The following is a 26,310-nucleotide window of genomic DNA, read 5'->3' as shown; positions in this document are numbered from 1 at the left end:
CTGGTGCCGGCGCCCCGGTTTCGGGCCCCCCGGCCTCCGATGCACGGGTTTCCGGCGGCGCATGAGATTCTTCCGATCATGTGGAGCAGTCCCCAGCACTTCGCCACAGCGCACATCGTTACCATGCGTGGACGCAGGAACAGACAGACCACCGACGGCAGCAAACGATGACGAGGGACGGGCGAGCGCGTGGCGGAGGCGGCAGACTTCCAGGGGATGGGTCACTCTCCTGCCCGCCGGAGGCTACGGCGCAGAGCCTGCCTGATCGCGGGAGCGCCGCTCCTGGCGGGCCTCCTGGCCGGCACTGCGGCGGCGCCTATGGCCCACGCAACGCCCTCGGCCACTGCGGCGACCCCCACGGCGGCCCCCACCGGCTCCCGTACCGTCGCCGTGGCGCTGGACACGCTGGCCCCCGGAGCTCCGGTGCAGGGCGACACCCTCACCATCTCCGGCACGGTGACCAACAAGGGCAAGAAGACCGTCACCGACGCCCAGGTGGATCTGCGGGTGGGCCCTCGGCTGTACGGCAGGACCGCCATCGATGACGCCGCGGCACGCTCCGGCAGCTCCACGTCCGACGCGGCTCCGCTCGGCGGCAAGTACAAGGTCACCTTCCCGAAGCTCGCCTCCGGGATCCCCCAGGACTTCACGCTCGCCGTACCCGTCAACAAGCTCGGGCTCGACGACGAGGGCGTCTACCAGCTCGCCGTCTCACTGACCGGCCAGACCTCGTCCGCCCCGTACCCGCAGACGCTGGGCATTCAGCGGACCTTCCTGCCCTGGCAGCCGGAGGCCACCGAGAAGCGGACCGAGCTCACCTATCTCTGGCCGCTCATCTCGTCGACGCATCTCTCGGCGGAGACCGGCTCGGACGATCAGCAGACACCGGTCTTCGAGAACGACGGTCTCGCCGAGGAGCTGGCCCCCGGCGGGCGGCTGGAGCAGATGGTCTCGCTGGGCAACCAGCTTCCCGTCACCTGGGTCATCGACCCCGATCTGCTCGCGACCGCCGACGCGATGACCCGTAGCTACCGCGTCAGGAGCGGGAACACCACCGTCGCGGGCACCAACCAGGCCGTCGCCGTCAAGTGGCTCAACGCCCTGGAGAAGGCCGTACAGGGCCGCAAGGTCGTCGCCCTGCCGTTCGCCGACCCGGATCTGGCGGCGCTGGCCCACCGCGGCAAGGACGTCTCCGGCGCGCTCAGCCACCTTCAGCCCGCCACGGACGTGGCGGGGAAGACGGTGGAGACCGTGCTCCACGTGAAACCGTCCGTCGACTTCGCCTGGCCCGTGGACGGCGCGATCGACCCCTCGATCGTCGATGTCGCGACCTCGGCGGGCGCCCACAACGTCATCACCCGCAGCGACAGCCTCCAGGACAACCTCTCGTACACCCCCAGCGCCGCACGGCCGATCGGCGGCGGTACGACGGCCGTGGTCGCCGACACCCGGCTCTCCACCGCCTTCCAGGGCGATATGACGGCCGCGGGCAGCTCCACCCTCGCCGTACAGAAGTTCCTGGCGCAGTCACTGGCCCTGACGCTTCAGGAGCCCGACAACCAGCGCAGCATCGTCGTCGCCCCGCAGCGGATGCCGACCGCGGCGCAGGCGCAGTCGATGGCGCGCGCGCTGCGCGGTCTGGACGCGGAGCGCTGGACCGAGCCGTCCGATCTGCTCACCGCGGCGGCGGCCACACCCGACACCGAGGCCAGCACCAAGATCCCGAGCGCCTCGCGGTACCCGAAGAAGCTGCGCGACCGGGAGCTGCCCACCCAGGCGTTCCTCGACATCAAGAAGACCCAGAACCGGCTCGACAACTTCAAGGCCATCCTCAGCTCGCCGGACCGGGTGGCCGCGCCCTTCGGCAACGCGATCGGCCGGGCGATGTCGACGTCGTGGCGCGGTGACCAGGGCTCGTCCCAGCAGTACCGCGACACGGTCGACACCTACCTGCTGGGCCTCACCACCGAGGTGCAGCTCATCCCGAAGTCCGTCCTGACCCTGTCGGGACGCAGCGCGACCATCCCGGTGACCGTGCAGAACAAGCTGGTGCAGGGCGTCCAGAACCTGGTGCTGCGCCTCACGTCCGACAAGCCGAGCCGTCTCAAGCTCGACGACGGCGCGGCCGTCGCGGAGCGGCCCATCAAGATCGACGGCGGGCACAGCCAGTCGGTGAAGTTCACCGGCGCGGGCAACGCCAATGGCCCGGTCCAGGTGACCGCACAGCTCTACACGCAGGACGGCAAGCCGTACGGCAGCTCCATGACCTTCCAGGTGAAGGTCTCCGAGATCACGCCCACCGTGATGCTCGTCATCGCCGGCGGTGTGCTGCTGCTCGTGCTGGCCGGTGTCAAGATGTACAGCCAGCGGAAGCGGGCGGTGGCCCGCAAGGCGGCCGCTGAGCGGGCGGAAACCGGGCAGGAGCACACGGAACCCGAGCAGCCGAGTGACCCGACACCGGACACCGCACCGGAAAGCGCGGACGCGTCGGGCCCGGGTGAGAAAGTGGACCGTTGAGCGATGTCGTGGCCGGTCGGCCGGGGACGATGAGGTGGGGTAACCATGAACGCGCCGTACGACGGTGACCGCGGACAGAGCGCGGGCGGCGATCCGGCGGGCCAGGTTCCGCCCTCCGCGCCGCCTGCCCAAGATCCCTATGCCCAGTCGCCCGCACAGGATCCCTATGTGCAGGAGGCCTACAACCGGGACCCCTACTGGTCCCAGGACCTCTCCGCGCAGGACCCGGTGACCGAGGCACTGTACGACCGCGCCTCGCACCCGCCGCCTCCGCCGGGCGCCTACCCGGATCCGCAGCGGCTGTACGAGCAGCCGCCCGCGCAGCAGTACGCCCCCGACCCCCGTATCTGGGCCCAGACCCCGCCGCCCGAGCCCTCGGGACCGTCGCGCCGCCTCCCCTACGGTGACGACCCGAGGACCACCCAGTACACGGGCGTCGACGATCTCGTCTCCTCGGCCGGCGACGAGCCCCCGCAGCAGGACGCGTTCGCTCACCTCTACCGCGACCAGCAGGGCACAGGACAGATGCTCACCGACCCGGAGCCCAAGGCGGCCCCCGCGCCGCCCGCCCCGAAGAAGCAGAGCAAGGCCGCGGGTCTGCTCAAGTCGAGCGCGGTGATGGCCGCCGGCACCCTGGTGTCCCGGCTCACCGGCTTCGTACGGAGCCTGGTGATCACCGCCGCTCTGGGCGCCGCGCTGCTCGGTGACTCCTTCACCGTCGCCTACACCCTGCCGACCATGATCTACATCCTCACCGTCGGCGGCGGGCTCAACTCCGTCTTCGTACCGCAGCTCGTGCGGGCGATGAAGAACGACGAGGACGGCGGCATCGCGTACGCCAACCGGCTGCTGACCCTCGTCATGGTGGCGCTCGGCGCGATCGTGGCACTGGCCGTGTTCGGGGCGCCGCTGCTGGTCCGCCTGATGTCGGACACCATCGCCGGCGATCCCGCCGCCAACAACGTCGCCGTCACCTTCGCCCGCTACTGCCTGCCCACGATCTTCTTCATGGGCGTGCATGTGGTGATGGGTCAGATCCTCAACGCGCGCGGCAAGTTCGGCGCGATGATGTGGACCCCGGTCCTCAACAACATCGTGATGATCTGCACGTTCGGCCTGTTCATCTGGGTGTACGGCACGGCCGCCGACTCGGACATGACCGTACGGACGATCCCGGCGGACGGTGTGCGGCTGCTGGGCATCGGCACCCTGCTCGGCCTCGCCGTCCAGGCCCTGGCGATGATCCCGTACCTCCGCGACACCGGCTTCCGGTTCCGCCCGCGGTTCGACTGGAAGGGCCACGGCCTCGGCAAGACGGTCAAGCTGGCCAAGTGGACCGTACTGTTCGTCCTCGCCAACCAGGCCGGTGTACTGGTCGTCACCCAGCTCGCCACCGCCGCCGGTGAGGCCTCCGGCAAGGACGGCACCGGCATCCTGGCCTACAGCAACGCCCAGCTCATCTGGGGCATGCCGCAGGCCATCATCACCGTCTCGGTCATGGCCGCGCTGCTGCCCCGGATCTCCCGGGCAGCCCACGACGGCGACCCGGGCGCGGTACGCGACGACATCTCCCAGGGGCTGCGCAACTCGGCGGTCGCCATCGTCCCGGTCGCCTTCGCGTTCCTCTCGCTCGGCGTCCCGATGTCGATCCTGATGTTCTCGTCCAGCGGTCTGGAATCGGCGCGGTCGATGGGCTTCATCCTGATGGCGTTCGCGCTCGGGCTGATCCCGTACTCCGTGCAGTACGTGGTGCTCCGCGGCTTCTACGCGTACGAGGACACCCGGACGCCGTTTTACAACACCGTCATCGTCGCCGTGGTCAACGCCGCGGCATCGGCGGGCTGCTACGTGGTCCTGCCTGCCCGCTGGGCCGTGGTCGGCATGGCCGCCTCGTACGGTCTGGCCTACGCGGTCGGTGTCGGTATCGCCTGGCGCCGACTGCGGAAGCGGCTGGGCGGGGACCTGGACGGCGGCCGCGTCATGCGGACCTACGCCAGGCTCTGTCTGGCGTCCGTCCCTGGAGCCCTGGTGGCCGGCGGCATCGCGTATCTGGTCCTCCAGGGCCTCGGTGGCGGCGCCCTCGCCTCTCTCGTGGCACTGGTCGGCGGCGGTATCGCCCTGCTCGGCCTGTTCTTCGTCGCGGCGAAGAAGATGCGGATCGAGGAGCTGAACTCCATGGTCGGTATGGTGCGCGGACGTCTCGGCCGATAGGCGGGCCCGGCCGAGCGCAACCATCGTCGGCTTCCGCGTGTCGTGCATAGCGTCCGACTGTGGGCACAATTGGCTTGGCTGTTGGATAGCGCGCAACGGATGGGGAGGCAGGAGCGACGGTGGCGGAACGTAGCACGGCTGCCGTCGACGTGGCTGACAACAGCGGTGATGAACCGCTGGCCGCCAAGGCGGACAAGGCCACGGCCGACGGGTTGGCGAAAGCCCAGAACACGGCGGACGCGTCCGCACCGGGCACGGGCGGCGAACGGCAGGGCACCGTGCCGCCCATCGTGACGCCCGAACTGCACAGCGGCCACAAACTCGCAAGACGCTACCGGCTGGAAGAGTGCGTCACCCGTCTGGACGGTTTCAGTAGCTGGCGTGCCGTGGACGAGAAACTGCGCCGCGCCGTCGGTGTCCATCTCCTGCCCGCCGACCATCCACGGGCCCGCTCCGTCCTGGCGGCGGCCCGTTCCGCCGCCCTCCTCGGCGACCCGCGCTTCGTACAGGTACTGGACGCCGTCGAGGAGAACGACCTCGTCTATGTCGTCCACGAATGGCTGCCGGACGCCGTGGAACTCACCGCGCTGCTCGCGTCGGGCCCGCTGGAGGCCCATGACGCGTATCAGCTCGTGAGCCAGGTCTCCCAGGCCATGGCGGCGGCCCACCGGGAAGGACTCGCCCATCTGCGGCTGACCCCCGGGGCCGTGCTGCGCACCTCCACCGGCCAGTACCGGATCCGCGGTCTCGCCGTGAACGCCGCGCTGCGCGGAATCCGCGCCGACCGGCCGCAGCGCACCGATACGGAAGCGATCGGCGCGCTTCTCTACGCCGCGCTGACTCAACGCTGGCCGTACGAGACCGATGCCTATGGCCTCTCCGGCCTGCCCAGGGGAGTGGGGCTGATCGCCCCGGACCAGGTACGCGCGGGAGTGCACCGCGGTCTGTCGGAGCTCGCCATGCGGGCCCTGATCAACGACGGCGCCACCGCGTCCCGCCAGGAGCCTCCCTGCACCACCCCGGACGAGCTGGCCGCCGCGGTCGCCGCGATGCCCCGTATCCGGCGCCCCGAGCCCACCTTCACGGCTCCGCCCGAATATCAGCGCACCACCTACCAGCAGGGCACGTACGGGCGGGCGCAGTCGGGCCTCGGCACGGTTCCCATCCCGCCGGTGGCGCCCCCGCCGCCACCGCTCCAGAGCCGTACGGGCAAGGCCCTCAAGTGGACCGTCGCCGCGCTCCTGATCGCCGCCCTGGGCCTGGGGAGCTGGCAGGTCGCCGACCGGCTGCTGGACCAGAGCAGCGAGAGCGACCCCACGCCCACCCAGCCGGTCACCGGCGACGACAACAAGGCGACCCCACCCGCCAAGCCGCTCAGGATCGCCGACGCGAGCGAGTTCATGCCCACCGGGAAGGGGATAAAGCCCGAACTCGCGCCGAACGCGGTCGACGGCAAGCGCGACACCTCCTGGATCACACTCCAGTACCACGGCTACGCCAACTTCGGCAATCTCCCGAACCGCCGGCAGGGCAGCGGAATAGTCGTTGATCTCGGCAGTGTGAAGGACGTTTCCGGCTTTGACATCGCCATGTACCGCGCCGGGCACACGGCGGAAGTACTCGCCGCCGGTCCGGACGCGTCCGATCCCACGGATCTCTCGGATTTCCCGCAGCGCCTCACCAAGCTGCGATCAGTGGGTAAGAGCCTCAAGACCACGCTCGACAAGCCCGTGCGAACCCGGTACGTATTGATCCACATCACCGAACTGCCCGAGGACGGATCCTCCGAACTCTTCCGGGGCGGTATCTCGGAGATCAAGATCACCGGCTGACCGGACCAGGGGAGGGGGCTCACCGTTGGACGACGTCGCACTCGGCGACACCAGTGACCAGGATCTGCTGAGCGCTCATGTCTCGGGGCACCCTCATGCCTTCGGTGAGCTGGTACGGCGCCACCGCGACCGGCTCTGGGCCGTCGCCCTGCGGACGCTCGGCGACCGTGAGGAGGCGGCGGACGCGGTGCAGGACGCGCTCGTCTCCGCATTCCGTGCCGCCCATACCTTCCGTGGCCAGTCCGCGGTGACCACCTGGCTGCACCGGATCACCGTCAACGCCTGTCTTGACCGGGCCCGCAAGGCGGCCTCCCGCAAGACCTCCCCTGTGGACGACACGGAACGGCTGGAGCAGCTCCTGGAGCCGCACGAGTCGGCGGAGGCCCCTGCCGAGCGCCAGGACCTCCATCGCGAACTGCTGGCCGCCCTGGCCAAGCTTCCCGTCGATCAGCGGGCAGCCCTGGTGCTTGTCGATATGCAGGGCTACCCCGTCGCCGAGGCCGCCGCCGTCCTGGGCGTACCCACCGGAACAGTGAAGAGCCGCTGTGCGCGCGGCCGGGCCAGACTGCTCCCCATGCTCACCCACCTACGTGGGGACGGCGGGGATAACAGCGGTCTCGGCAGGGGAAGGAACCGGACGCCAGGGGTATCCGTCCCACCGGCATCAGGACCTAGGGATTCAGGACCAAGTGATCCTGCTGGAGTGAAGGGCGGAGGTGGGCGCGCATGACATCGACGACCGACATGGCTCAGCACCCGGATGTCTCGGAGATCTCCGATCTGACAGAAGGCCTGCTCCCGCCGCCCCGCGCCACTGAAATAAGGGCCCATCTCGACGGCTGTGCGCTCTGCGCGGATGTCCGTGACTCGCTCGAAGAGATCAGGGGACTGCTCGGCACTCTGCCGGGACCGCAGCGGATGCCGACCGATGTGGCCGAACGTATCGATGCCGCTCTGGCCGCGGAGGCGCTCCTCGACGCGACAGCGCCCGACGAGACCGCGCATGTTTCACGTGAAACAACGCCTGCCTCCATGGTGTCCTCCGGGCCGGACGTCTCCCCCGTACCGCTCTCACCGGAATCGTCAGGGCCGGACACCCCCCGGACGACCGACCGCCCCGCCGGCCGGCCCAGGGCGGCCACCGGCCCCGGCCGCAGCACCCCTCAGGCACGCCGTCGCCGCCGTACCGCCGTTCTGGGGGCCGTCTTCGGCACAGCAGCCGTAGGGGTCAGCGTTCTGCTGCTCCAGTCGCTCAACGCGGGCAGCGGCGGCTCGGAGAGCCCGGCCGACGCGACCGTCAACTCCACGACAGGCGGCGTCGAAGAATTCTCGGAGGCACGGCTCCAGAGCAGTGTCGACGCACTGCTGGCTTCCGGCACCACGGCCAAAGAGCCCGGGACCCAGCAGGACGGCGAGCTCGACGCCGAGCCGCGGGACCGGAGCGGCTCCAATACCCCGCTGATCCGGCCCCTCTCCCAGGTACCGCCCTGTATCGAGGAGGGCATCGGCCGCACCGAGCCCGTTCTCGCCTCCCAGCAGGGCATGTACGAGGGCAGCCGGGCCTTTCTAGTGGTGCTGTCGCACCCCGTGGACAGCAGCCGGGTCCAGGCCTATGTGGTCGATGCGACCTGTGTCGACAGCCAGTCCCCGGACAAGGGGAAAGTCCTGCTGATGCACTCCTACCCGCGCCGCTGACGACACCTTCCGCGCCGCCGGGTCCCTCGGGAATGCGGGACCCTTAGGATCCGTTGGATGGGGTGACAGTCGATGATCCGGCCCCAGTAGGCAGTCTGCAGAGACGAGGAAGAAACCCGTGAGCGACGTCCGTAATGTGATCATTATCGGCTCCGGGCCCGCCGGCTATACGGCCGCGCTGTACACCGCGCGCGCATCGCTGAAGCCGCTGGTCTTCGAGGGCGCCGTCACCGCTGGTGGTGCCCTGATGAACACCACCGATGTGGAGAACTTCCCTGGGTTCCGCGACGGCATCATGGGTCCGGACCTGATGGACAACATGCGGGCACAGGCGGAGCGCTTCGGCGCAGAGCTGGTCCCCGACGATGTCATCTCCGTCGACCTCTCCGGTGACATCAAGACGGTCACCGACACGGCGGGTACGGTGCACCGCGCCAAGGCCGTGATCGTCACGACCGGCTCCCAGCACCGCAAGCTGGGCCTGCCCAACGAGGACAAGCTCTCCGGTCGCGGTGTCTCCTGGTGTGCCACCTGTGACGGCTTCTTCTTCAAGGACCAGGACATCGCCGTGATCGGCGGCGGTGACACCGCGATGGAGGAGGCCACCTTCCTGTCGCGGTTCGCCAAGTCCGTCACGATCGTCCACCGCCGGGACACGCTGCGTGCCTCCAAGGCCATGCAGGACCGCGCCTTCGCCGACCCCAAGATCAAGTTCGCCTGGGACAGCGAGGTCGCGGAGATCCAGGGTGATCAGAAGCTCTCCGGTCTGACCCTGCGCAACACCAAGACCGGCGAGACCTCGGCTCTCCCGGTGACCGGTCTCTTTATCGCGGTGGGCCACGACCCGCGGACCGAGCTGTTCAAGGGCCAGCTCGATCTGGACAGCGAGGGCTACCTCACCGTCGACGCGCCGTCGACCCGGACGAACCTCTCCGGTGTCTTCGCGGCCGGCGATGTCGTCGACCACACCTACCGCCAGGCGATCACCGCCGCGGGCACCGGATGCTCCGCGGCTCTCGACGCCGAGCGCTTCCTCTCGGCCCTCAGCGACCGGGAGAACGCCGAGGCGGAGAAGACCCTCACCGTCTGATCCGCTTACCGACCCACACCCCATAAACCGAAGGAGGCCGCCGTGGCCGGCGACCTGAAGCATGTGACCGACGAGTCGTTCGAGCAGGATGTCCTCAAGAGCGACAAGCCCGTACTGGTGGACTTCTGGGCCGCCTGGTGCGGACCGTGCCGCCAGATCGCCCCGTCGCTCGAAGCCATCGCGGCCGAGCACGGCGACAAGATCGAGATCGTCAAGCTCAACATCGACGAGAACCCGGCCACGGCAGCCAAGTACGGCGTCATGTCCATCCCGACGCTGAACGTCTACCAGAACGGCGAGGTCGCCAAGACGATCGTCGGTGCCAAGCCCAAGGCCGCGCTGGTGCGTGACCTGGAGAGCTTTATCGGCGAGTAAGGCGACGACTATCGGCGCCAATGTTTCACGTGAAACGGGCCCGTTCCCCCGACTGGGGGAACGGGCCCGTTTCCGTATCGCTCAATCTCCACTCCCTCAGAGGGGGCGGAGAGCGGGTTCCTTCTTCACCGCACCCAGCAGCCGGTCCAGCGCCAGCTCCACATCTTCCTTCCAGGAGAGCGTGGTGCGCAGCTCCAGCCTCAGCCTCGGGTGCCGGGGATGAGGACGTACGGTCTTGAAGCCCACCGCCAGCAGATGATCCGCAGGCAGCACACAGGCCGGCTCTCTCCAACGCGCGTCGCCGAAAGCCTCAATGGCCTTGAACTCCCGCCGCAGCAGATCCTTGGCCACGGTCTGCACCATCACCCGCCCCAGCCCCTGCCCCCGATAGCCCGGCTTGATCCAGGCGGTCATCAACTGGACCGCGTCCGGGGAGACCGGGCTCGTCGGGAAGGCCAGGGAGCGCGGTACATACGCCGGCGGTGCGTAGAGCACAAAGCCCACCGGCAGATCGTCGACATAGACGACGCGGCCGCAGGATCCCCACTCCAGTAGAGCGGCCGAGATCCAGGCTTCCTTCTCCTCCTCGGCTCTGCCGGTCTTTACCGCGGCCTCCCCGCTGACCGGATCAAGCTCCCAGAAGACACACGCACGACAGCGCTTGGGGAGATCCGCAAGGTTGTCCAGCGTGAGCGGTACGAGCCGACGCCCCATGAAGGCTGTTCCCCACTTCCTTCTCCTCTGAGGTGATCAAGGTGGATGCGCCATACCAGAACGCATCGTATCCACCCAGAGCTACGTGGCACACCGAGGGACAGCAAAGGGCGGGCTGTGTTCCGGTAAGCATGGAACACAGCCCGCCCGCCGACGCGAGAACATCAGCTCTCGTCGTCGTCCTCTCCGCTGTCCCCCGTAAGTCCCTTGTCCAGGACCCGTCCCTCGCCGGGGGCGAGAGTGCCGAGAATCCGCTCCAGATCGTCCATCGAGGCGAACTCGACAACGATCTTTCCCTTCTTCTGCCCCAGATCGACCTTCACCCGGGTCTCGAAACGGTCCGAGAGCCGCGACGCCAGATCGGTCAGCGCTGGGGACAGCCGGGCACCGGCACGCGGCCCCTTCGCCTTGGCGGTGCTCTGAGGCCGCGACCCCATCAGGGTCACGATCTCCTCGACGGCACGCACCGAGAGCCCCTCGGCCACAATGCGATGCGCCAGCCGGTCCTGCTCCTCGGAGTCGTCCACCGAGAGCAGCGCCCGCGCATGTCCCGCCGAGAGCACCCCGGCGGCGACCCTGCGCTGTACAGGGGGAGAGAGCCGCAGGAGCCGCAGGGTGTTGGAGACCTGTGGCCGGGAGCGCCCGATCCGGTCGGCCAGTTGGTCATGGGTGCAGTTGAAGTCCTTGAGCAACTGGTCGTACGCCGCGGCCTCTTCCAGCGGGTTGAGCTGGGCGCGGTGCAGATTCTCCAGGAGCGCGTCGAGCAGAAGCTTCTCGTCGTCCGTCGCACGGACGATCGCCGGAATGCGCTCCAGGCCGGCTTCCCGGCACGCCCGCCAGCGCCGCTCGCCCATGATCAGCTCATAGCGCTCCGGCCCCACCTGCCGTACGACAACGGGCTGGAGCAGTCCCACCTCTTTGATGGAGGTGATCAGCTCGGCGAGGGCGTCCTCGTCGAACACCTCACGCGGCTGGCGGGGGTTGGGCGTGATGGAGCCGATCGGCACTTCGGCGAAGTGCGCCCCGGCCAGTGGTGCCGGCTCCGGCGCCACCTCGGTCTCGGGTGCGACTGTCTCCGCCTCCGGTACGGCGGCGGCCTGTGGCAGCGAGGTCACCTTGGCGGCGGCCACACCGCGCTCCGCGGTCAGCACCGGAGCCGCTCCCGGGGCCCCCGGGGCCGCTCCAGGGGAGGGCACCTGCTGCTCCTGCGGAGCGGCAGGGATCAGCGCACCGAGCCCACGCCCCAGCCCTCTACGTCGCTCGCTCACTGGATCCCCTCCGACATACTCTGCTGACTGTTCTGGCCGCCCATATGGGCGTGCTGGGCGTCATAGTGCACCCCGACCCCCCTGAGCGCGATCTCGCGGGCAGCTTCGAGATAGGACAGGGATCCGCTGGATCCCGGATCGTACGTCAGCACCGTCTGCCCATAGCTCGGTGCCTCCGAGATACGTACGGACCGAGGAATGCTCGTCCGCAGCACCTCCTTGCCGAAGTGGCTCCGCACCTCTTCGGCCACCTGCGAGGCAAGCCGTGTCCTGCCGTCGTACATGGTGAGCAGGATCGTCGACACATGGAGCGTGGGGTTGAGATGCCCCCGCACCAGGTCGACATTGCGCAGCAACTGACCCAGCCCTTCCAGCGCGTAGTACTCGCACTGGATGGGGATCAGCACCTCTGCGCCGGCGACCATCGCATTGACGGTCAGCAGGCCGAGCGACGGCGGGCAGTCGATAAGGATGTAATCCAAAGGCTGCTCGTACGCTTCGATCGCCCGCTGCAGTCGGCTCTCCCGTGCCACCAGCGACACCAGCTCGATCTCCGCACCGGCGAGATCGATGGTGGCCGGGGCACAGAAGAGGCCTTCGACATCCGGGACGGGCTGGACCACCTCAGAGAGGGGCTTGCTCTCCACCAGGACGTCATAAATCGAGGGAACTTCGGCGTGATGGTCGATACCGAGCGCCGTGGAGGCGTTGCCCTGCGGATCGAGGTCGATCACCAGCACGCGCGCGCCATGGAGCGCAAGCGAGGCAGCAAGGTTGACCGTGGTGGTCGTCTTCCCTACGCCGCCCTTCTGGTTGGCAACGACAATGACACGCGTCTGCTCAGGGCGGGGCAGACCTTCTCCGGCTCGGCCCAATGCCTCCACCGCCAGTTGGGCAGCACGGCCAATGGGGGTGTCGTCCATCGGGGGCGGTGTTTCACGTGAAACATCCTCCCCCGCCGACTCGGTGCGGGGACCGGGGACCGGATCGGTCATCGGTCCCGCGATGTTGGCGTCGGACCGCAAGGATTCACTCTCCTCGACTTCAGACTCGCAATGAACAGAGCCTGCCATGCTTTCGGGGTCATGAACCAGCGAGGCTGGTGGTTCTGTGGATGAATCCGCCTCTGTGGACAACCCCGTGCCCCTTACGAGGGGCTTTCGGCCGCGTGGGGTAGAAGCCGCGCGGCCACGGCTGATGATTCCTTGCAGCAGTGAGCGACGTTTCACGTGAAACACGATGCACGGGCCGCAGGGCTAGATCCTCACGACACTCCGCAATGCGTGGCCATGGCAGCTTGTATGGAGCACGGGCCCGCAGTTAACAGGGCCCCTGCGGCTCAGCGGCGGCGCCTCGCACGCCCAGCCCGGGCGGCCTTGGCTCTCTTGGCCGCGAACCGGACCCCGCCGGGACTCTCCCCTGCCTCGACCCGCACCACGGTGGCCAGTGGATCGACAATTCCTTCGCCGACCTGGAGCACTGAGGTCTTCACCACACCGAGCTTGCTCAGTGCCGCCCGGGCCCCCTTGATCTCCTCCTCGGCCGTGTCGCCCTTGAGCGCCAGCATCTCACCGTAAGGACGGAGCAGCGGCACTCCCCAGCCCGCCAGGCGGTCCAGCGGAGCCACCGCACGGGCGGTCACCACATGGACCGACTGGAGCGTGCCAAGGACCTCCTCGGCCCGGCCTCGTACCACCGTGACATGGTCCAGCCCCAGCAGCTCGACCACTTCCTGGAGGAAGTTTGTCCGGCGCAGCAGTGGCTCCAGCAGCGTGATCTTCAGATCCGGCCGTACCAGCGCCAGCGGAATCCCCGGAAGGCCCGCGCCCGAGCCGACATCGCAGACCATCACGCCCTCGGGCACAACCTCCGAGAGCACCGCGCAGTTCAGCAGATGCCGCTCCCACAGCCGCGGCACCTCACGCGGACCGATCAGCCCGCGCCTGACCCCCGCGTCCGCCAGCAGCTCCGCGTAGCGGACAGCCTCCGGAAAGAACTCACCGAAGACGGCGCGTGCCTCGTCCGGTGCGGGGGGAAGCTCTGCTGCCTCCGTCACGGGAACCGTCCTTCCATACCGAGCCACCGCCCGGTGGCTGACTCACAGGCTGACAAAGATCGGCCCCGCCTGCGGAACAGACGGGGCCGGAAAGCGATGGACCGGTCAGGCCGGGAGCACCACGACAAAGCGCTGGGGCTCTTCACCCTCGGATTCGCTGCGCAGTCCCGCGGCGGCGACCGCGTCATGCACGACCTTCCGCTCAAAGGGTGTCATGGGATTCAGCTTGACCGGCTCGCCGGTGCTCTTCACCTCGTCCGCGGCCTTGGCCCCCAGCTCGGCCAGCTCGGTGCGCTTCTTGGCCCGGAACCCGGCGATGTCCAGCATCAGCCGACTGCGGTCCCCGGTCTCCCGGTGCACCGCGAGCCTGGTCAGCTCCTGGAGCGCCTCCAGGACCTCGCCATCACGCCCCACCAGCTTCTGCAGATCCCGGGCACCGGAGTCACTGATGATCGAGACCGCGGCTCGGTCGGCCTCGACGTCCATGTCGATATCGCCGTCAAGATCGGCGATATCGAGCAGACCTTCGAGGTAGTCGGCCGCGATCTCCCCTTCCTGCTCCAGGCGGGTCAGGGTGTCGCCCCCCTCGGCGGCGGAGATGGTGCCTTCCGTCACGGATGGACTCCTTCTTACTTCTTGGACGGGTGCTTGGGCCGCTGCTGGCCCTTACGCTGCCCCGGCTTGGCTTGGCGTGCGGAACCGGCGGCGGGCTTGGCCGCCGGCTTGGACTTGGTGTCCTGCGGCTCGTCCTTCTTCTGCAGCGAGGTCTTCGCCAGGTCGGCGGTCTCGGAGTCCTTGGCCTCGGCCGGCTTGTCCGTACCCGGGTGGGCGGCAGCGGCGGCCTGCCGCTGCGCCTTGGTCTGGCGCTTCGGCTGCTGCCTGCGTGCGGCGGCGCCGGACTCGGCCTCGGCGGAGGTGGTCTCGCTCTTGATCACCGTGCCGTCGGCCTGCGCGGCCAGGCCCGACTTCGCCAGGCCCGTCACGAACTTGCGCTCGTTGTCATTGCGGTCGGGCCCCTTGGCCACGATCGCCTTGACGACATTGCGTTTACGACGGGACCGGACCTCACCATGGGCCGTGATGCTCTTCAGCAGACGCTCCAGGTAGTGGTCCTGCGCCTTGCTGCCCGGCGTCGGGTTCTGGTTGATCACATACATCTGCTGGCCCATGGTCCACACGTTGGTGGTCAGCCAGTAGACGAGCACACCGACGGGGAAGTTGATGCCGGTGACGGCGAAGATCAGCGGGAAGATGTACATGAGCATCTTCTGCTGCTGCATGTACGGCGTCTTGACCGTCAGGTCGACGTTCTTGGTCATGAGCTGGCGCTGGGTGTAGAACTGCGACGCCGACATCAGAACGATCATGATCGCGGTGACGACCCGTACATCGGTCAGCGAGGCGCTCAGGGACGCGACCTTGTCGCTGCTGTCCGTGAACTTGGCGGCCAGCGGGGCACCGAAGATATGCGCCTGGCGTGCGCTGTCCAGCAGCGACTGGTTGATCACACCGATCGTCTTGCCGCTCGCAATGCTGGAGAGCACGTGGTAGAGCGCGAAGAAGAAGGGGGACTGCGCCAGAATGGGAAGACATGAGGAGAGCGGGTTGGTACCCGTCTCCTTGTACAGCTTCATCATCTCTTCGGACTGGCGCTGTTTGTCGTTTTTGTAGCGCTCCTGGATCGCCTTCATCTTGGGCTGGAGCACCTGCATATTCCGGGTCGACTTGATCTGCTTCACAAAGAGCGGAATCAGACAGATCCGGATCAGCACCACCAGGGACACGATGGACAGTCCCCAGGCCCAGCCTGTGTCGGGGCCGAAGATCGTCCCGTACAGCGCGTGGAACTGGACGATGACCCAGGAAACAGGTGTGGTGATAAAACTGAAGAGACTGGCAATCGTGTCCACTAATCAGGCTCCTTGAGCGTTGGGCGAGGTCTCTGCGGCTGGACTGGAAGTGTCGGGGGCCGATCCCCCAGAAGGCACGCCAGCGGCGGAGTGCCCGTCCTTACTGCCGCGCCACGCATTGCGCAGCAGTTCGTGCCACCGTGGGCGTTTGCGGGGTGGGACATGGTCCACACCGCCCGGCGACCACGGATTGCACCGCAGAATGCGCCAGGCGGTCAGCGCCGTTCCTTTCACCGCGCCATGCCGGTCGATGGCCGTGTACCCGTAGTGCGAACACGACGGGTAGTACCGGCAGACGGGCCCGAGCAGGGGGCTGATCGTCCACTGGTACAGCTTGATCAGAGCCAGCAGCGGGTATTTCATCGCGCGCCCCCTCCCAGCAGCCGCCGGAGAGCGGCGTCCAGGTCTTGGGCCAGTTGTGCATGATCGGCGTCACCCGCTCCGGGCAGCGCCCGTACGACAACCAGGCTACCGGGGGGCAGCTCGGGCAGTCGTTCGCGTATGAGATGACGGAGTCGGCGCTTCACCTTGTTACGGACGACGGCGCCGCCCACGGCCTTGCTTACGACGAAACCCGCACGCGTCGGGGAGGCGCTCTCCCCAGGCGCGTGCGGGTCCATGGCACCGCTGCGTAGATGGACGACAAGAAGCGGGCGTCCGGCCCGGCGTCCTCGGCGTACCGCGGCCGCGAACTCCTCGCGCCGCCTCAGCCGATTCTCGGTAGGCAGCACGTCATGACCTGGTGACGATCAGGCGGACAGACGGGCGCGACCCTTGCCACGGCGGGACGCGAGAATCGCGCGGCCGGCGCGGGTACGCATCCGCAGCCGGAAGCCGTGGGTCTTGGCGCGACGACGGTTGTTCGGCTGGAAGGTGCGCTTGCTCACTCGGGGGCTCCAGAAATGATTGTGTGATGGCGGGACATCGCCTGGCTGTCACCGTGCGCCCACGAGTAGCTCGCGTTCACGCCCGAGTGCACCGCTTCACAACCACAGATCGTGATCTTTGCCCATCGGAGGCAGGCGGCAGCAGCCATCGACAACTCGACCTGGTCACGGTACGCGCGGCTACGCCATCCGGTCAAACCAGCACTGTGCCCGGCCCCATTGTGCACAGGCTGTGGACAACAACTTGAACCACATGGGTGCCCTGACTACCGTGGCGGGACTCCGGCTTCCTTTCCTGCCGGTCTTCCCACCCCGTCCCGAGAACCACATATTCGTGGGACCTGCGAGAGAGCGTGCCCTGTGGCTGACGTACCTGCCGATCTTGCCGCAGTGTGGCCACGAGTGCTGGAGCAGCTCCTCAGGGAGGGCCAGCAAGGCATCGAGCCCAAGGACAAACAGTGGATCGAACGCTGCCAGCCGCTCGCGCTCGTGGCCGACACCGCGCTGCTGGCCGTCCCCAATGAATGGGGAAAGCGCGTCCTGGAGGGCCGGCTCGCCCCCCTCATCAGCGAAACACTGAGCCATGAGTGCGGCCGGCCCATCCGGATCGCCATCACCGTCGACGACTCCGCGGCGGATCCCGCGCCGCCGGCCCCCGCCGTACCGCAGCAGCACCGCTACCAGGGGCCGTCCCACGACGAGCAGCGGCAGAGCGACACGTACGACGGTTACGGACCCCGGCCGTCGGACGACGGCATGCCTTCCGTACGCCCGGCCTACCCGGAGTACCAGCAGCAGCGCCCCGACGTCGGCGCCTGGCCGCGTACCCAGGAGGACCTCTCCTGGCAGCAGCCCCGGCTCGGCGGCTACCAGGAGCACGACCCGTACGCCACCGTCCGCCCGCAGCAGCAGCACGACTACCGGCAGCCGCAGGGGCTCGACTCCTCGCCGTACGAGCAGCGCCCCGACCGGCACGACCTCCAGGAGCCCCCGGGCCCGCGGCACGGCGGCGCGCCCGGCGGTCCGCACAGCGGGGTGGCGGGACCGCTCGGCGCCCAGCCCGCCCCGGCGCCGGGGCCCGGCGAGCCGCACCCCCGGCTCAACCCCAAGTACCTCTTCGACACCTTTGTGATCGGCGCCTCCAACCGCTTCGCGCACGCGGCGGCCGTCGCCGTCGCCGAGGCGCCCGCGAAGGCGTACAACCCGCTCTTCATCTACGGGGAGTCCGGGCTCGGCAAGACCCATCTGCTGCACGCCATCGGGCACTACGCCCGCAGCCTCTATCCGGGCACGCGCGTCAGATACGTCAGCTCCGAGGAGTTCACGAACGAGTTCATCAACTCGATCCGTGACGGCAAGGGCGACACCTTCCGCAAGCGGTACCGCGATGTCGACATCCTGCTGGTCGACGACATCCAGTTCCTGGCGAGCAAGGAGTCGACGCAGGAGGAGTTCTTCCACACCTTCAACACGCTGCACAACGCCAACAAGCAAATCGTGCTGTCCTCGGACCGGCCGCCCAAGCAGCTCATCACTCTCGAGGACCGGCTGCGCAACCGCTTCGAGTGGGGGCTGACCACCGATGTCCAGCCGCCCGAGCTGGAGACGCGTATCGCGATCCTCCGTAAGAAGGCGGTGCAGGAACAGCTCAACGCGCCCCCCGAGGTGCTGGAGTTCATCGCCTCCCGTATCTCCCGCAACATCCGCGAGCTGGAGGGCGCGCTGATCCGGGTCACGGCGTTCGCCTCGCTGAACCGGCAGCCGGTGGACCTCGGGCTCACCGAGATCGTGCTCAAGGATCTGATCCCGGGCGGGGAGGACCTGGCCCCGGAGATCACCGCCGCCGCCATCATGGCCGCGACCGCGGACTACTTCGGTCTGACGGTGGAGGACCTCTGCGGCTCCTCGCGGAGCAGGGTGCTGGTGACGGCGCGCCAGATCGCGATGTACCTCTGCCGCGAGCTGACCGATCTCTCGCTGCCGAAGATCGGTGCGCAGTTCGGCGGCCGCGACCATACGACCGTGATGCACGCGGACCGGAAGATCCGCGCGCTGATGGCCGAGCGGCGCTCGATCTACAACCAGGTCACCGAGCTGACGAACCGCATCAAGAACGGCTGACACGGCCGCACGGCCGACACGCTGAGCCGACGCGGCCGACGAGGGGCCGACGCGGCCGGCGAAGGGCGGACACAGCAGAGCGGCGCGCCGACGGCTGTCGAGGGCGCCCGGGGACATCTCCCCGGGCGCCCTTTGCCGTACTCCGAGCGGCTCAGCGGCCCCGCCGGAGGCACGCCGGCGGGGCCGTCGCGCGTCGGCGCCGCCTGAGGGTCGCCTCAGCTCCGTTCGAATACAGCGCAGGTCACGGGTGTTCTCCACAGATTGGGGAGAAATTTTCCGTCCACAGCCTGGGGACTGCGAAGTTGTCCAGATCCTGTCCACAGGCTCGGCCGCCCGGGAACCATTGGGCCAGGTCAGCCCCCTGTGGAATTGTGCGTGACGCCGCTCCACAGACTGTGGACAGAAAAATCTTCCACAGGACGGGCCCGAAGTTGTCCACCGGCAACCCACAGGCAGGCCCGCGTTGCCCACAACCTGTCCACACCCCTGTCCACTGTTCGGCAACGAAACGCCCGGCGTCGCTGGATCGAGTGAAAGGCGTCACACCAGGAAGGCGGATTGGGCTGTGGGGAACCTGGGTAAAGCTGGGGACAGGACTGGGGAGAACTACCTGTGTCCTGTGCATGGGATGTGCACAACTTCTGGCTGTCCACAGAATCGCCGAGTTGTCCACGGCGCGGCCCACAGGGCCGGTGGATAAAAAATCAGGCCTGACCTGCGCAAACGACGTTATCCACGGTTTCCACAGGCCCTACTACTACTCCCACTTAGAGTTAGCTCGGAATCCGTTTCGAAGCAGGGCCTGTGCACAACTCGGCCCCGGAGCCTCCTCCGCCCCTGGCGCCGACTTGACCCGCGACCGCACCGACTGTCGGTGCCGTACGTCAGACTGGTCCCCGGCATCACAGCCGACGACGAAGGCCAGCAGGGCGAGCCAGCAACAGCAGGAGGCGGTTCCGGTGAAGATCCGGGTGGAGCGCGATGTACTCGCGGAGGCGGTGGCCTGGGTGGCCCGCAGCCTCCCGGCCCGTCCGCCGGCGCCCGTACTTGCGGGCCTTCTGCTGAGGGCCGAGGACGGCGCGCTCAGCTTCTCCAGCTTCGACTACGAGGTCTCGGCACGGGTCTCGGTGGACGCCGAGGTCGAGGAGGACGGCACGGTCCTGGTCTCCGGCCGGCTCCTCGCCGACATCTGCCGCGCCCTCCCCAACCGCCCCGTGGAGATCTCCACCGACGGTGTACGGGCGACGGTGGTCTGCGGCTCCTCCCGCTTCACGCTCCACACGCTCCCCGTGGACGAGTACCCGGCGCTGCCGCAGATGCCGACGGCCACCGGCACCGTCCCCGGTGAGGTCTTCGCCTCCGCCGCCTCCCAGGTCGCCATCGCCGCCGGCCGCGACGACACGCTGCCGGTGCTCACGGGCGTACGGATCGAGATCGAGGGCGACACGGTCACCCTGGCCTCGACCGACCGCTACCGGTTCGCGGTCCGTGAGTTCCTCTGGAAGCCCGAGTCGCCCGACATCTCCGCCGTCGCCCTGGTGCCCGCCAAGACGCTGCTGGACACCGCCAAGGCGCTCACCAACGGCGACACGGTCACGCTGGCGCTCGCCGGGGCCGGTGCCGGTGAGGGGCTGATCGGTTTCGAGGGCGCCGGACGGCGCACCACCACGCGGCTGCTCGAAGGCGATCTGCCGAAGTACCGCACCCTGTTCCCCACCGAGTTCAACTCGGTCGCGGTGATCGAGACCGCTCCGTTCGTCGAAGCCGTCAAGCGTGTGGCCCTGGTCGCCGAGCGGAACACCCCGGTGCGGCTCAGCTTCGAGCAGGGCGTGCTCATCCTGGAGGCCGGTTCCAGCGACGACGCACAGGCTGTGGAGCGCGTCGACGCGCAGCTCGAAGGCGACGACATCTCCATCGCCTTCAACCCGACCTTCCTGCTGGACGGTCTGAGCGCGATCGACTCCCCGGTGGCCCAGCTCTCCTTCACCACCTCCACCAAGCCGGCGCTCCTCAGCGGCAGGCCGGCCGTCGACGCGGAGGCGGACGAGGCGTACAAGTACCTGATCATGCCGGTACGCCTGAGCGGCTGACCCCACAGGTGAGTGGCCGGGTCCGGGCGTAGGCTCGGATCCGGGTACGAAATCGCCTCAACGCTTAAGGAATGCCTGATGGAGCTCGGTCTCATCGGTCTCGGCAAGATGGGCGGCAATATGCGCGAGCGCATCCGTCGCGCAGGCCACACTGTCATCGGATACGACCGCAATCCCGACCTCGCCGATGTGCACAGCCTCCAGGAGCTGGTCAGCAAACTGAAGGCGCCCCGGGCGATCTGGGTCATGGTGCCGGCGGGTGCCCCGACCCAGGCGACCATAGACGAGCTGGCGGCCCTGCTCTCGCACGGCGATGTCGTGGTCGACGGCGGTAACTCCCGCTGGACGGACGACGAGAAGCACGCGGTGGAGCTGGGCATCAAGGGCATCGGCTTTGTCGACTGCGGTGTCTCCGGCGGTGTCTGGGGCCTGGAGAACGGCTACGCGCTGATGTACGGCGGCACTCCCGAGCATGTGGCGCAGGTGCAGCCGATCCTCGACGCGCTCAAGCCCGAGGGCGACTTCGGCGCCGTACACGCCGGCAAGGTCGGCGCGGGCCACTTCGCGAAGATGGTCCACAACGGCATCGAGTACGCCATGATGCAGGCCTACGCCGAGGGCTGGGAGCTGCTGGAGAAGGTCGATTCGGTCACCGATGTCCGGGAGGTCTTCCGCTCCTGGCAGGAGGGCACGGTCATCCGTTCCTGGCTGCTGGACCTCGCGGTCGACGCGCTGGACAAGGACGAGCACCTGGACCGGCTGCGGGGCTTCGCGCAGGACTCCGGCGAAGGCCGGTGGACGGTCGAGGCGGCGATCGACCACGCGGTGCCGCTGCCCGCGATCACCGCGTCGCTGTTCGCGCGGTTCGCGTCCCGGCAGGACGATTCGCCGCAGATGAAGATGATCGCGGCGCTGCGCAACCAGTTCGGCGGGCACTCGGTCGAGACGAGCGAGCCGAACAAGTAGCACGGAGAACGAACAAGCAGCACCTGGCAGAAGAAGCCGCGGAAACGACGGACGAGTCGAAGAAGCAGAGCACCGGGGGAGGCCCACGCACACTCATGCACGTCACGCATCTGTCGCTGGCCGACTTCCGCTCCTACGCCCGGGTCGAGGTCCCGCTCGACCCGGGCGTGACCGCTTTTGTGGGGGCGAACGGGCAGGGGAAGACCAATCTGGTCGAGGCGGTCGGCTATCTGGCGAGCCTCGGCAGCCACCGGGTGTCGTCGGACGCGCCGCTGGTACGGATGGGTGCGGACCGTGCGGTGATCAGGGCCGCGGTCACCCAGGGCGAGCGGTCGCAACTGGTCGAGCTCGAACTGAATCCCGGCCGCGCCAACCGGGCCCGTATCAACCGGTCCTCGCAGGTCAGACCGCGTGATGTGCTGGGGATCGTACGGTCCGTGCTGTTCGCGCCGGAGGATCTGGCGCTGGTGAAGGGCGATCCGGGCGAGCGCCGCCGGTTTCTGGACGAGCTGATCACGGCCCGTTCGCCCCGGATGGCGGGGGTGCGCTCGGACTACGACCGGGTGCTCCGGCAGCGCAACACGCTGCTGAAGTCCGCGGCGATGGCGCGGCGGCACGGCGGGCGCGGGATGGATCTGTCGACGCTGGACGTGTGGGACCAGCATCTCGCGCGCGCGGGCGCGGAGTTGCTGGCGCAGCGGGTCGATCTGATCGCCACGCTTCAGCCGCTGACGGACAAGGCGTACGAGCAACTGGCGCCGGGGGGCGGCCCGGTGGCGCTGGAGTACCGTTCCTCCGCCCTGGACGCTTCAGCCCTGGACGCGTCTGTCCTCGCCACCTCGGACTCCTCGGACGCTTCCGCCGACGGCCCCCGACCGGGACCGGGCCCCGACACGGCGCCGTCCGCGTATACCCGCGACGAGCTGTACGCCCAGCTTCTGGCCGCGCTGGCCGGGGTGCGCAAGCAGGAGATCGAGCGGGGCGTGACGCTGGTCGGTCCCCATCGTGACGATCTGGTGCTGAATCTGGGCCGGATGCCCGCGAAGGGCTACGCCAGCCACGGCGAGTCCTGGTCGTACGCGCTGGCGCTGCGGCTCGCCTCGTACGATCTGCTGCGCGCCGAGGGCAATGAGCCGGTGCTGGTGCTGGACGACGTGTTCGCGGAGCTGGACGCGCGGCGCCGGGAGCGGCTCGCGGAACTGGTCGTTCCGGGCGAGCAGGTGCTGGTGACCGCGGCGGTGGACGACGACGTTCCGGGGGTGCTGGCGGGGGCCAGGTTCCTGGTGGCGGACGGAGCGGTGGAGCGCGTATGACCGACTTCGGAGGGACCGGCTTCGGAGGAGCCGAGCAGCGGTCCGTGGAACCTGCCGGGGCCGCGGCGCGCCCGGCCGTCCCCGAGTCGTCGGGCGTGGACCTGGCGCGGGTCGCCCTGCGCGCCGCCAAGGAGCAGGCGCGCGCCCGCGGAGCCGCCGTACAGCAGAAGAAGCAGGCCAGACGGGGCGGCGGGCTCCGTTCGGGAGCCGGGGCCGACGGCCGCGATCCGCTGCCGCTCGGCGCGGCGATCAACCGGCTGATCACCGAGCGGGGCTGGGAGACACCGGCCGCTGTCGGCGGGGTGATGGGCCGCTGGCCGCAGATCGTCGGCGAGGACGTGGCGAAGCACTGTGTGCCGCAGCGGTACGACGACGGCAAGGACGAGCGGGTCCTGACGGTCCAGTGCGATTCGACGGCCTGGGCGACCCAGCTCCGGCTGCTGGCGCCCCGGCTGGTGGCCCGGCTGAACGAGGATCTGGGGCACGGCACCGTACGGATGATCAAGGTGCTGGGGCCCGGCGGACCGTCGCAGCGGTACGGCCGGCTGCGCGCGCCCGGGAGCAAGGGCCCGGGCGACACCTACGGCTGAGGTCCGTACGTATCGCGCCCCCCGGCCCCCGGGCCGACGGCATTCCGTACCGAGACCCACGGCATCCCGCGTCCGGACCCACGAAACGAACCGAATCATTCGCAGCGCCTTCAGCGCCCGGACCGCTGCCCGTACGTCCGTGCTCGCCCCCGTGCACCCACTCGTACAGGTCTCCCACCCGTACAGGTGAACTCAGGTGAAGTACCTCACCAGCCTTGACCGAGCAGGCGCCCCTGGCATGCGCCCCCGTCACCCCCCAGCGACCCTCCGAACGCGCCTGTGACCTGCGAAAGCGCCTCGGCGGCGCGAGGTGTCCCTCACCGTAGCGGGAGGTTGACAGCCCGAAGCGCTCAATGCCCGTGTGAGCCTCTTGGAGCCCCTTCCCGAATATGGGGAGTCGGCAGGGGCTCATTCGGGGCGGCACATGCGGACTCAGGTACCGGCAAACCCCCATTTGGGTCGGCGCTACCGGTAGACTGATGGGAAATCCCGCTGCGCTTGCGGGAACCGTCAACAGATGCTGTCACAAGCCGAACGACGCAGCCGCTCCCGCTAGCTCGGAGAACGGCCTGTGCTGTGCCAGAAAGGGCGCTTCGTGGCCGATTCCGGCAACCCCAATGAGAAGACTCCGTCCACCGCCACTGGTGAGAACGGCGAGGTCACCGCCTCGTACGACGCCAGTGCCATCACCGTTCTCGAAGGCCTTGACGCGGTTCGCAAGCGGCCCGGCATGTACATCGGCTCGACGGGTGAGCGTGGACTGCATCACTTGGTGTACGAGGTCGTCGACAACTCCGTCGACGAGGCCCTGGCGGGGCACGCGGACACCATCGACGTCACGATCCTCGCCGACGGCGGGGTGCGCGTGATCGACAACGGGCGCGGCATCCCGGTGGGCATCGTCCCGTCCGAGAACAAGCCGGCCGTCGAGGTCGTGCTCACGGTGCTGCACGCGGGCGGCAAGTTCGGCGGTGGCGGGTACGCCGTCTCCGGCGGTCTGCACGGCGTGGGTGTCTCGGTCGTCAACGCCCTGTCGTCGAAGGTCGCGGTGGAGGTCAGGACCGACGGTTACCGCTGGACGCAGGACTACAAGCTCGGTGTGCCGACGGCCCCGCTGCTCCGCAACGAGGAGACGGGCGAATCCGGTACGTCCGTGACGTTCTGGGCCGACCCGGACATCTTTGAGACCACCGAGTACTCCTTCGAGACGCTGTCACGCCGTTTCCAGGAGATGGCCTTCCTCAACAAGGGGCTCACCCTGACCCTGACGGACGAGCGCGAGTCGGCCAAGGCCGTCGCGGGCGCCGATGTCGCGGGCGCGGACGTCACGGAGGGCCCGGAGGCGGAGACCGCGCGTACGGTCAAGTACTACTACGAGGGCGGCATCGTCGACTTCGTGAAGTACCTGAACTCGCGCAAGGGCGAGCTGATCCACCCCACGGTCATCGACGTGGAGGCCGAGGACAAGGAGCGGCTGCTCTCCGTCGAGATCGCGATGCAGTGGAACGCGCAGTACAGCGAGGGTGTGTACTCGTTCGCGAACACGATCCACACGCATGAGGGCGGTACGCACGAAGAGGGGTTCCGGGCCGCGCTGACCGGTCTGGTCAACCGGTACGCGCGCGAGAAGAAGCTGCTGCGCGAGAAGGACGACAACCTCACCGGCGAGGACATCCGCGAGGGTCTGACGGCGATCATCTCGGTGAAGCTGGGCGAGCCCCAGTTCGAGGGCCAGACCAAGACCAAGCTGGGCAACACCGAGGCGAAGACCTTTGTCCAGAAGGTCGTCCACGAGCACCTCACGGACTGGTTCGACCGCAATCCGAACGAGGCCGCGGACATCATCCGCAAGTCGATCCAGGCCGCGACGGCCCGGGTCGCGGCCCGCAAGGCACGGGACCTCACCCGCCGCAAGGGCCTGCTGGAGAGCGCGTCCCTGCCCGGCAAGCTGAGCGACTGCCAGTCGAACGATCCGTCGAAGTGCGAGATCTTCATCGTCGAGGGCGACTCCGCCGGCGGCTCGGCCAAGTCCGGCCGCAACCCGATGTACCAGGCGATCCTGCCGATCCGCGGCAAGATCCTGAACGTCGAGAAGGCGCGGATCGACAAGATCCTCCAGAACACCGAGGTCCAGGCGCTGATCTCGGCGTTCGGCACCGGTGTGCACGAGGACTTCGACATCGACAAGCTCCGCTATCACAAGATCATCCTGATGGCGGACGCCGATGTCGACGGCCAGCACATCAACACGCTGCTGCTGACCTTCCTGTTCCGCTTCATGCGGCCGCTGGTCGAGGCCGGGCACGTCTATCTGTCGCGCCCGCCGCTCTACAAGATCAAGTGGGGCCGGGACGACTTCGAGTACGCCTACTCCGACCGCGAGCGCGACGCCCTGGTCGAGCTGGGCAAGCAGAACGGCAAGCGCGTTCGCGAGGACTCGATCCAGCGCTTCAAGGGCCTGGGCGAGATGAACGCCGAGGAGCTGCGCGTCACCACCATGGACATCGACCACCGGGTGCTCGGCCAGGTCACCCTGGACGACGCGGCCCAGGCCGACGACCTGTTCTCGGTGCTGATGGGCGAGGACGTCGAGGCACGGCGGTCCTTCATCCAGCGCAACGCCAAGGACGTCCGCTTCCTCGACATCTGAGTCGGTCACCGCTGACGGATCCCAG

The 26,310-nt window shown here is 68.4% G+C and carries 22 protein-coding genes; 13 read left to right on the top strand and 9 right to left on the bottom strand.

The window, feature by feature from the left end; translation table 11 throughout:
- The first annotated feature begins 189 nt into the window (after window positions 1–189).
- The 7 genes from KQY30_RS17645 (at window position 190) to trxA (ending at window position 9,720) form a co-directional block, all read left to right on the top strand.
- A complete protein-coding gene (locus tag KQY30_RS17645; protein WP_217307656.1) occupies window positions 190–2,517 on the top strand; it encodes a DUF6049 family protein in 2,328 nt (775 codons plus the stop codon).
- A 45-nt stretch (window positions 2,518–2,562) separates the two neighbouring features.
- The gene (gene murJ / locus KQY30_RS17640) at window positions 2,563–4,728 is read left to right on the top strand and encodes a murein biosynthesis integral membrane protein MurJ (protein WP_217307655.1); all 2,166 of its coding nucleotides are present in this window, start codon (window positions 2,563–2,565) and stop codon (window positions 4,726–4,728) included.
- Between the two features lie 119 nt (window positions 4,729–4,847).
- Window positions 4,848–6,560, top strand: a complete 1,713-nt coding sequence (locus tag KQY30_RS17635; protein WP_217307654.1) for a protein kinase family protein — start codon at window positions 4,848–4,850, stop codon at window positions 6,558–6,560.
- A 25-nt stretch (window positions 6,561–6,585) separates the two neighbouring features.
- A complete protein-coding gene (gene sigM / locus KQY30_RS17630; RefSeq protein WP_217307653.1) occupies window positions 6,586–7,290 on the top strand; it encodes an RNA polymerase sigma factor SigM in 705 nt (234 codons plus the stop codon).
- Window positions 7,287–8,255 (top strand): anti-sigma factor, encoded by a 969-nt coding sequence (locus tag KQY30_RS17625; protein WP_217307652.1) that lies wholly within the window; start codon window positions 7,287–7,289, stop codon window positions 8,253–8,255. Before sigM ends, KQY30_RS17625 begins: the two co-directional genes overlap by 4 nt.
- Before the next feature lie 118 nt (window positions 8,256–8,373).
- Window positions 8,374–9,345: a thioredoxin-disulfide reductase gene (gene trxB, locus KQY30_RS17620; RefSeq protein WP_046494327.1), complete on the top strand. Its 972-nt coding sequence runs from the start codon at window positions 8,374–8,376 to the stop codon at window positions 9,343–9,345.
- 42 nt (window positions 9,346–9,387) lie between these two features.
- Window positions 9,388–9,720 carry a thioredoxin gene (gene trxA / locus KQY30_RS17615; protein WP_217307651.1) on the top strand — a complete coding sequence of 111 codons (333 nt, stop codon included), beginning with the start codon at window positions 9,388–9,390 and terminating at the stop codon, window positions 9,718–9,720.
- A 96-nt stretch (window positions 9,721–9,816) separates the two neighbouring features.
- Here the strand turns inward: trxA and KQY30_RS17610 are convergent, their stop codons facing one another.
- The 9 genes from KQY30_RS17610 to rpmH all read right to left on the bottom strand — a co-directional run bounded on the left by KQY30_RS17610 (window position 9,817) and on the right by rpmH (window position 16,555).
- Window positions 9,817–10,434: a GNAT family N-acetyltransferase gene (locus KQY30_RS17610; protein ID WP_217307650.1), complete on the bottom strand. Its 618-nt coding sequence runs from the start codon at window positions 10,432–10,434 to the stop codon at window positions 9,817–9,819.
- Between the two features lie 164 nt (window positions 10,435–10,598).
- Window positions 10,599–11,702 carry a ParB/RepB/Spo0J family partition protein gene (locus KQY30_RS17605; RefSeq protein WP_217307649.1) on the bottom strand — a complete coding sequence of 368 codons (1,104 nt, stop codon included), beginning with the start codon at window positions 11,700–11,702 and terminating at the stop codon, window positions 10,599–10,601.
- A complete protein-coding gene (locus KQY30_RS17600) occupies window positions 11,699–12,775 on the bottom strand; it encodes a ParA family protein (RefSeq protein ID WP_217307648.1) in 1,077 nt (358 codons plus the stop codon). Before KQY30_RS17600 ends, KQY30_RS17605 begins: the two co-directional genes overlap by 4 nt.
- 266 nt (window positions 12,776–13,041) lie before the next feature.
- Window positions 13,042–13,758, bottom strand: coding sequence for a 16S rRNA (guanine(527)-N(7))-methyltransferase RsmG (rsmG, locus tag KQY30_RS17595; protein WP_217307647.1), 717 nt, complete (start codon window positions 13,756–13,758; stop codon window positions 13,042–13,044).
- Between the two features lie 105 nt (window positions 13,759–13,863).
- On the bottom strand, window positions 13,864–14,373 hold the full coding sequence (locus KQY30_RS17590) for a R3H domain-containing nucleic acid-binding protein (protein ID WP_046494331.1): 510 nt from the start codon (window positions 14,371–14,373) through the stop codon (window positions 13,864–13,866).
- Window positions 14,374–14,387: 14 nt separating this feature from the next.
- Complete coding sequence (gene yidC / locus KQY30_RS17585; protein WP_217307646.1) at window positions 14,388–15,668, bottom strand: membrane protein insertase YidC; 1,281 nt, start codon at window positions 15,666–15,668, stop codon at window positions 14,388–14,390.
- 3 nt (window positions 15,669–15,671) lie between these two features.
- Window positions 15,672–16,031 (bottom strand): membrane protein insertion efficiency factor YidD, encoded by a 360-nt coding sequence (gene yidD, locus KQY30_RS17580; RefSeq protein WP_217307645.1) that lies wholly within the window; start codon window positions 16,029–16,031, stop codon window positions 15,672–15,674.
- Window positions 16,028–16,399, bottom strand: a complete 372-nt coding sequence (rnpA, locus tag KQY30_RS17575) for a ribonuclease P protein component (RefSeq protein ID WP_217307644.1) — start codon at window positions 16,397–16,399, stop codon at window positions 16,028–16,030. The genes yidD and rnpA overlap by 4 nt, the downstream gene beginning before the upstream one ends.
- Before the next feature lie 18 nt (window positions 16,400–16,417).
- A complete protein-coding gene (gene rpmH, locus KQY30_RS17570) occupies window positions 16,418–16,555 on the bottom strand; it encodes a 50S ribosomal protein L34 (RefSeq protein WP_003949374.1) in 138 nt (45 codons plus the stop codon).
- A 360-nt stretch (window positions 16,556–16,915) separates the two neighbouring features.
- Here rpmH and dnaA point away from each other — a divergent pair, with 360 nt between their 5' ends.
- The 6 genes from dnaA (at window position 16,916) to gyrB (ending at window position 26,285) form a co-directional block, all read left to right on the top strand.
- Window positions 16,916–18,676 (top strand): chromosomal replication initiator protein DnaA, encoded by a 1,761-nt coding sequence (gene dnaA, locus KQY30_RS17565; protein WP_217307643.1) that lies wholly within the window; start codon window positions 16,916–16,918, stop codon window positions 18,674–18,676.
- Window positions 18,677–19,635: 959 nt separating this feature from the next.
- A complete protein-coding gene (dnaN, locus tag KQY30_RS17560; protein ID WP_046494338.1) occupies window positions 19,636–20,766 on the top strand; it encodes a DNA polymerase III subunit beta in 1,131 nt (376 codons plus the stop codon).
- A 78-nt stretch (window positions 20,767–20,844) separates the two neighbouring features.
- On the top strand, window positions 20,845–21,732 hold the full coding sequence (gnd, locus tag KQY30_RS17555) for a phosphogluconate dehydrogenase (NAD(+)-dependent, decarboxylating) (protein ID WP_046494339.1): 888 nt from the start codon (window positions 20,845–20,847) through the stop codon (window positions 21,730–21,732).
- A 95-nt stretch (window positions 21,733–21,827) separates the two neighbouring features.
- Window positions 21,828–23,045 (top strand): DNA replication/repair protein RecF, encoded by a 1,218-nt coding sequence (gene recF, locus KQY30_RS17550; protein ID WP_217307642.1) that lies wholly within the window; start codon window positions 21,828–21,830, stop codon window positions 23,043–23,045.
- Window positions 23,042–23,635 carry a DUF721 domain-containing protein gene (locus tag KQY30_RS17545; protein WP_254407187.1) on the top strand — a complete coding sequence of 198 codons (594 nt, stop codon included), beginning with the start codon at window positions 23,042–23,044 and terminating at the stop codon, window positions 23,633–23,635. Before recF ends, KQY30_RS17545 begins: the two co-directional genes overlap by 4 nt.
- A gap of 571 nt (window positions 23,636–24,206) precedes the next feature.
- The gene (gene gyrB, locus KQY30_RS17540; protein ID WP_302185321.1) at window positions 24,207–26,285 is read left to right on the top strand and encodes a DNA topoisomerase (ATP-hydrolyzing) subunit B; all 2,079 of its coding nucleotides are present in this window, start codon (window positions 24,207–24,209) and stop codon (window positions 26,283–26,285) included.
- The last annotated feature ends 25 nt before the right edge of the window (window positions 26,286–26,310 follow it).

This window comes from Streptomyces sp. GMY02 (assembly GCF_019056675.1).
Classification (GTDB): Bacteria; Actinomycetota; Actinomycetes; order Streptomycetales; family Streptomycetaceae; genus Streptomyces; species Streptomyces odonnellii.
Note: the sequence above shows the minus strand (reverse complement) of the source record. Positions and strands in the feature narration are given on the sequence as shown.

What these genes read in the sequence shown, in the direction of transcription:
- murJ (WP_217307655.1), top strand. Translation starts at nt 2,563, where the DNA reads ATGAACGCGCCGTACGACGGTGACCGCGGACAGAGCGCGGGCGGCGAT.
- KQY30_RS17625 (WP_217307652.1), top strand. Translation starts at nt 7,287, where the DNA reads ATGACATCGACGACCGACATGGCTCAGCACCCGGATGTCTCGGAGATC.
- KQY30_RS17610 (WP_217307650.1), bottom strand. Translation starts at nt 10,434, where the DNA reads ATGGGGCGTCGGCTCGTACCGCTCACGCTGGACAACCTTGCGGATCTC.
- KQY30_RS17600 (WP_217307648.1), bottom strand. Translation starts at nt 12,775, where the DNA reads ATGGCAGGCTCTGTTCATTGCGAGTCTGAAGTCGAGGAGAGTGAATCC.
- yidD (WP_217307645.1), bottom strand. Translation starts at nt 16,031, where the DNA reads ATGAAATACCCGCTGCTGGCTCTGATCAAGCTGTACCAGTGGACGATC.
- gnd (WP_046494339.1), top strand. Translation starts at nt 20,845, where the DNA reads ATGGAGCTCGGTCTCATCGGTCTCGGCAAGATGGGCGGCAATATGCGC.
- recF (WP_217307642.1), top strand. Translation starts at nt 21,828, where the DNA reads ATGCACGTCACGCATCTGTCGCTGGCCGACTTCCGCTCCTACGCCCGG.
- KQY30_RS17545 (WP_254407187.1), top strand. Translation starts at nt 23,042, where the DNA reads ATGACCGACTTCGGAGGGACCGGCTTCGGAGGAGCCGAGCAGCGGTCC.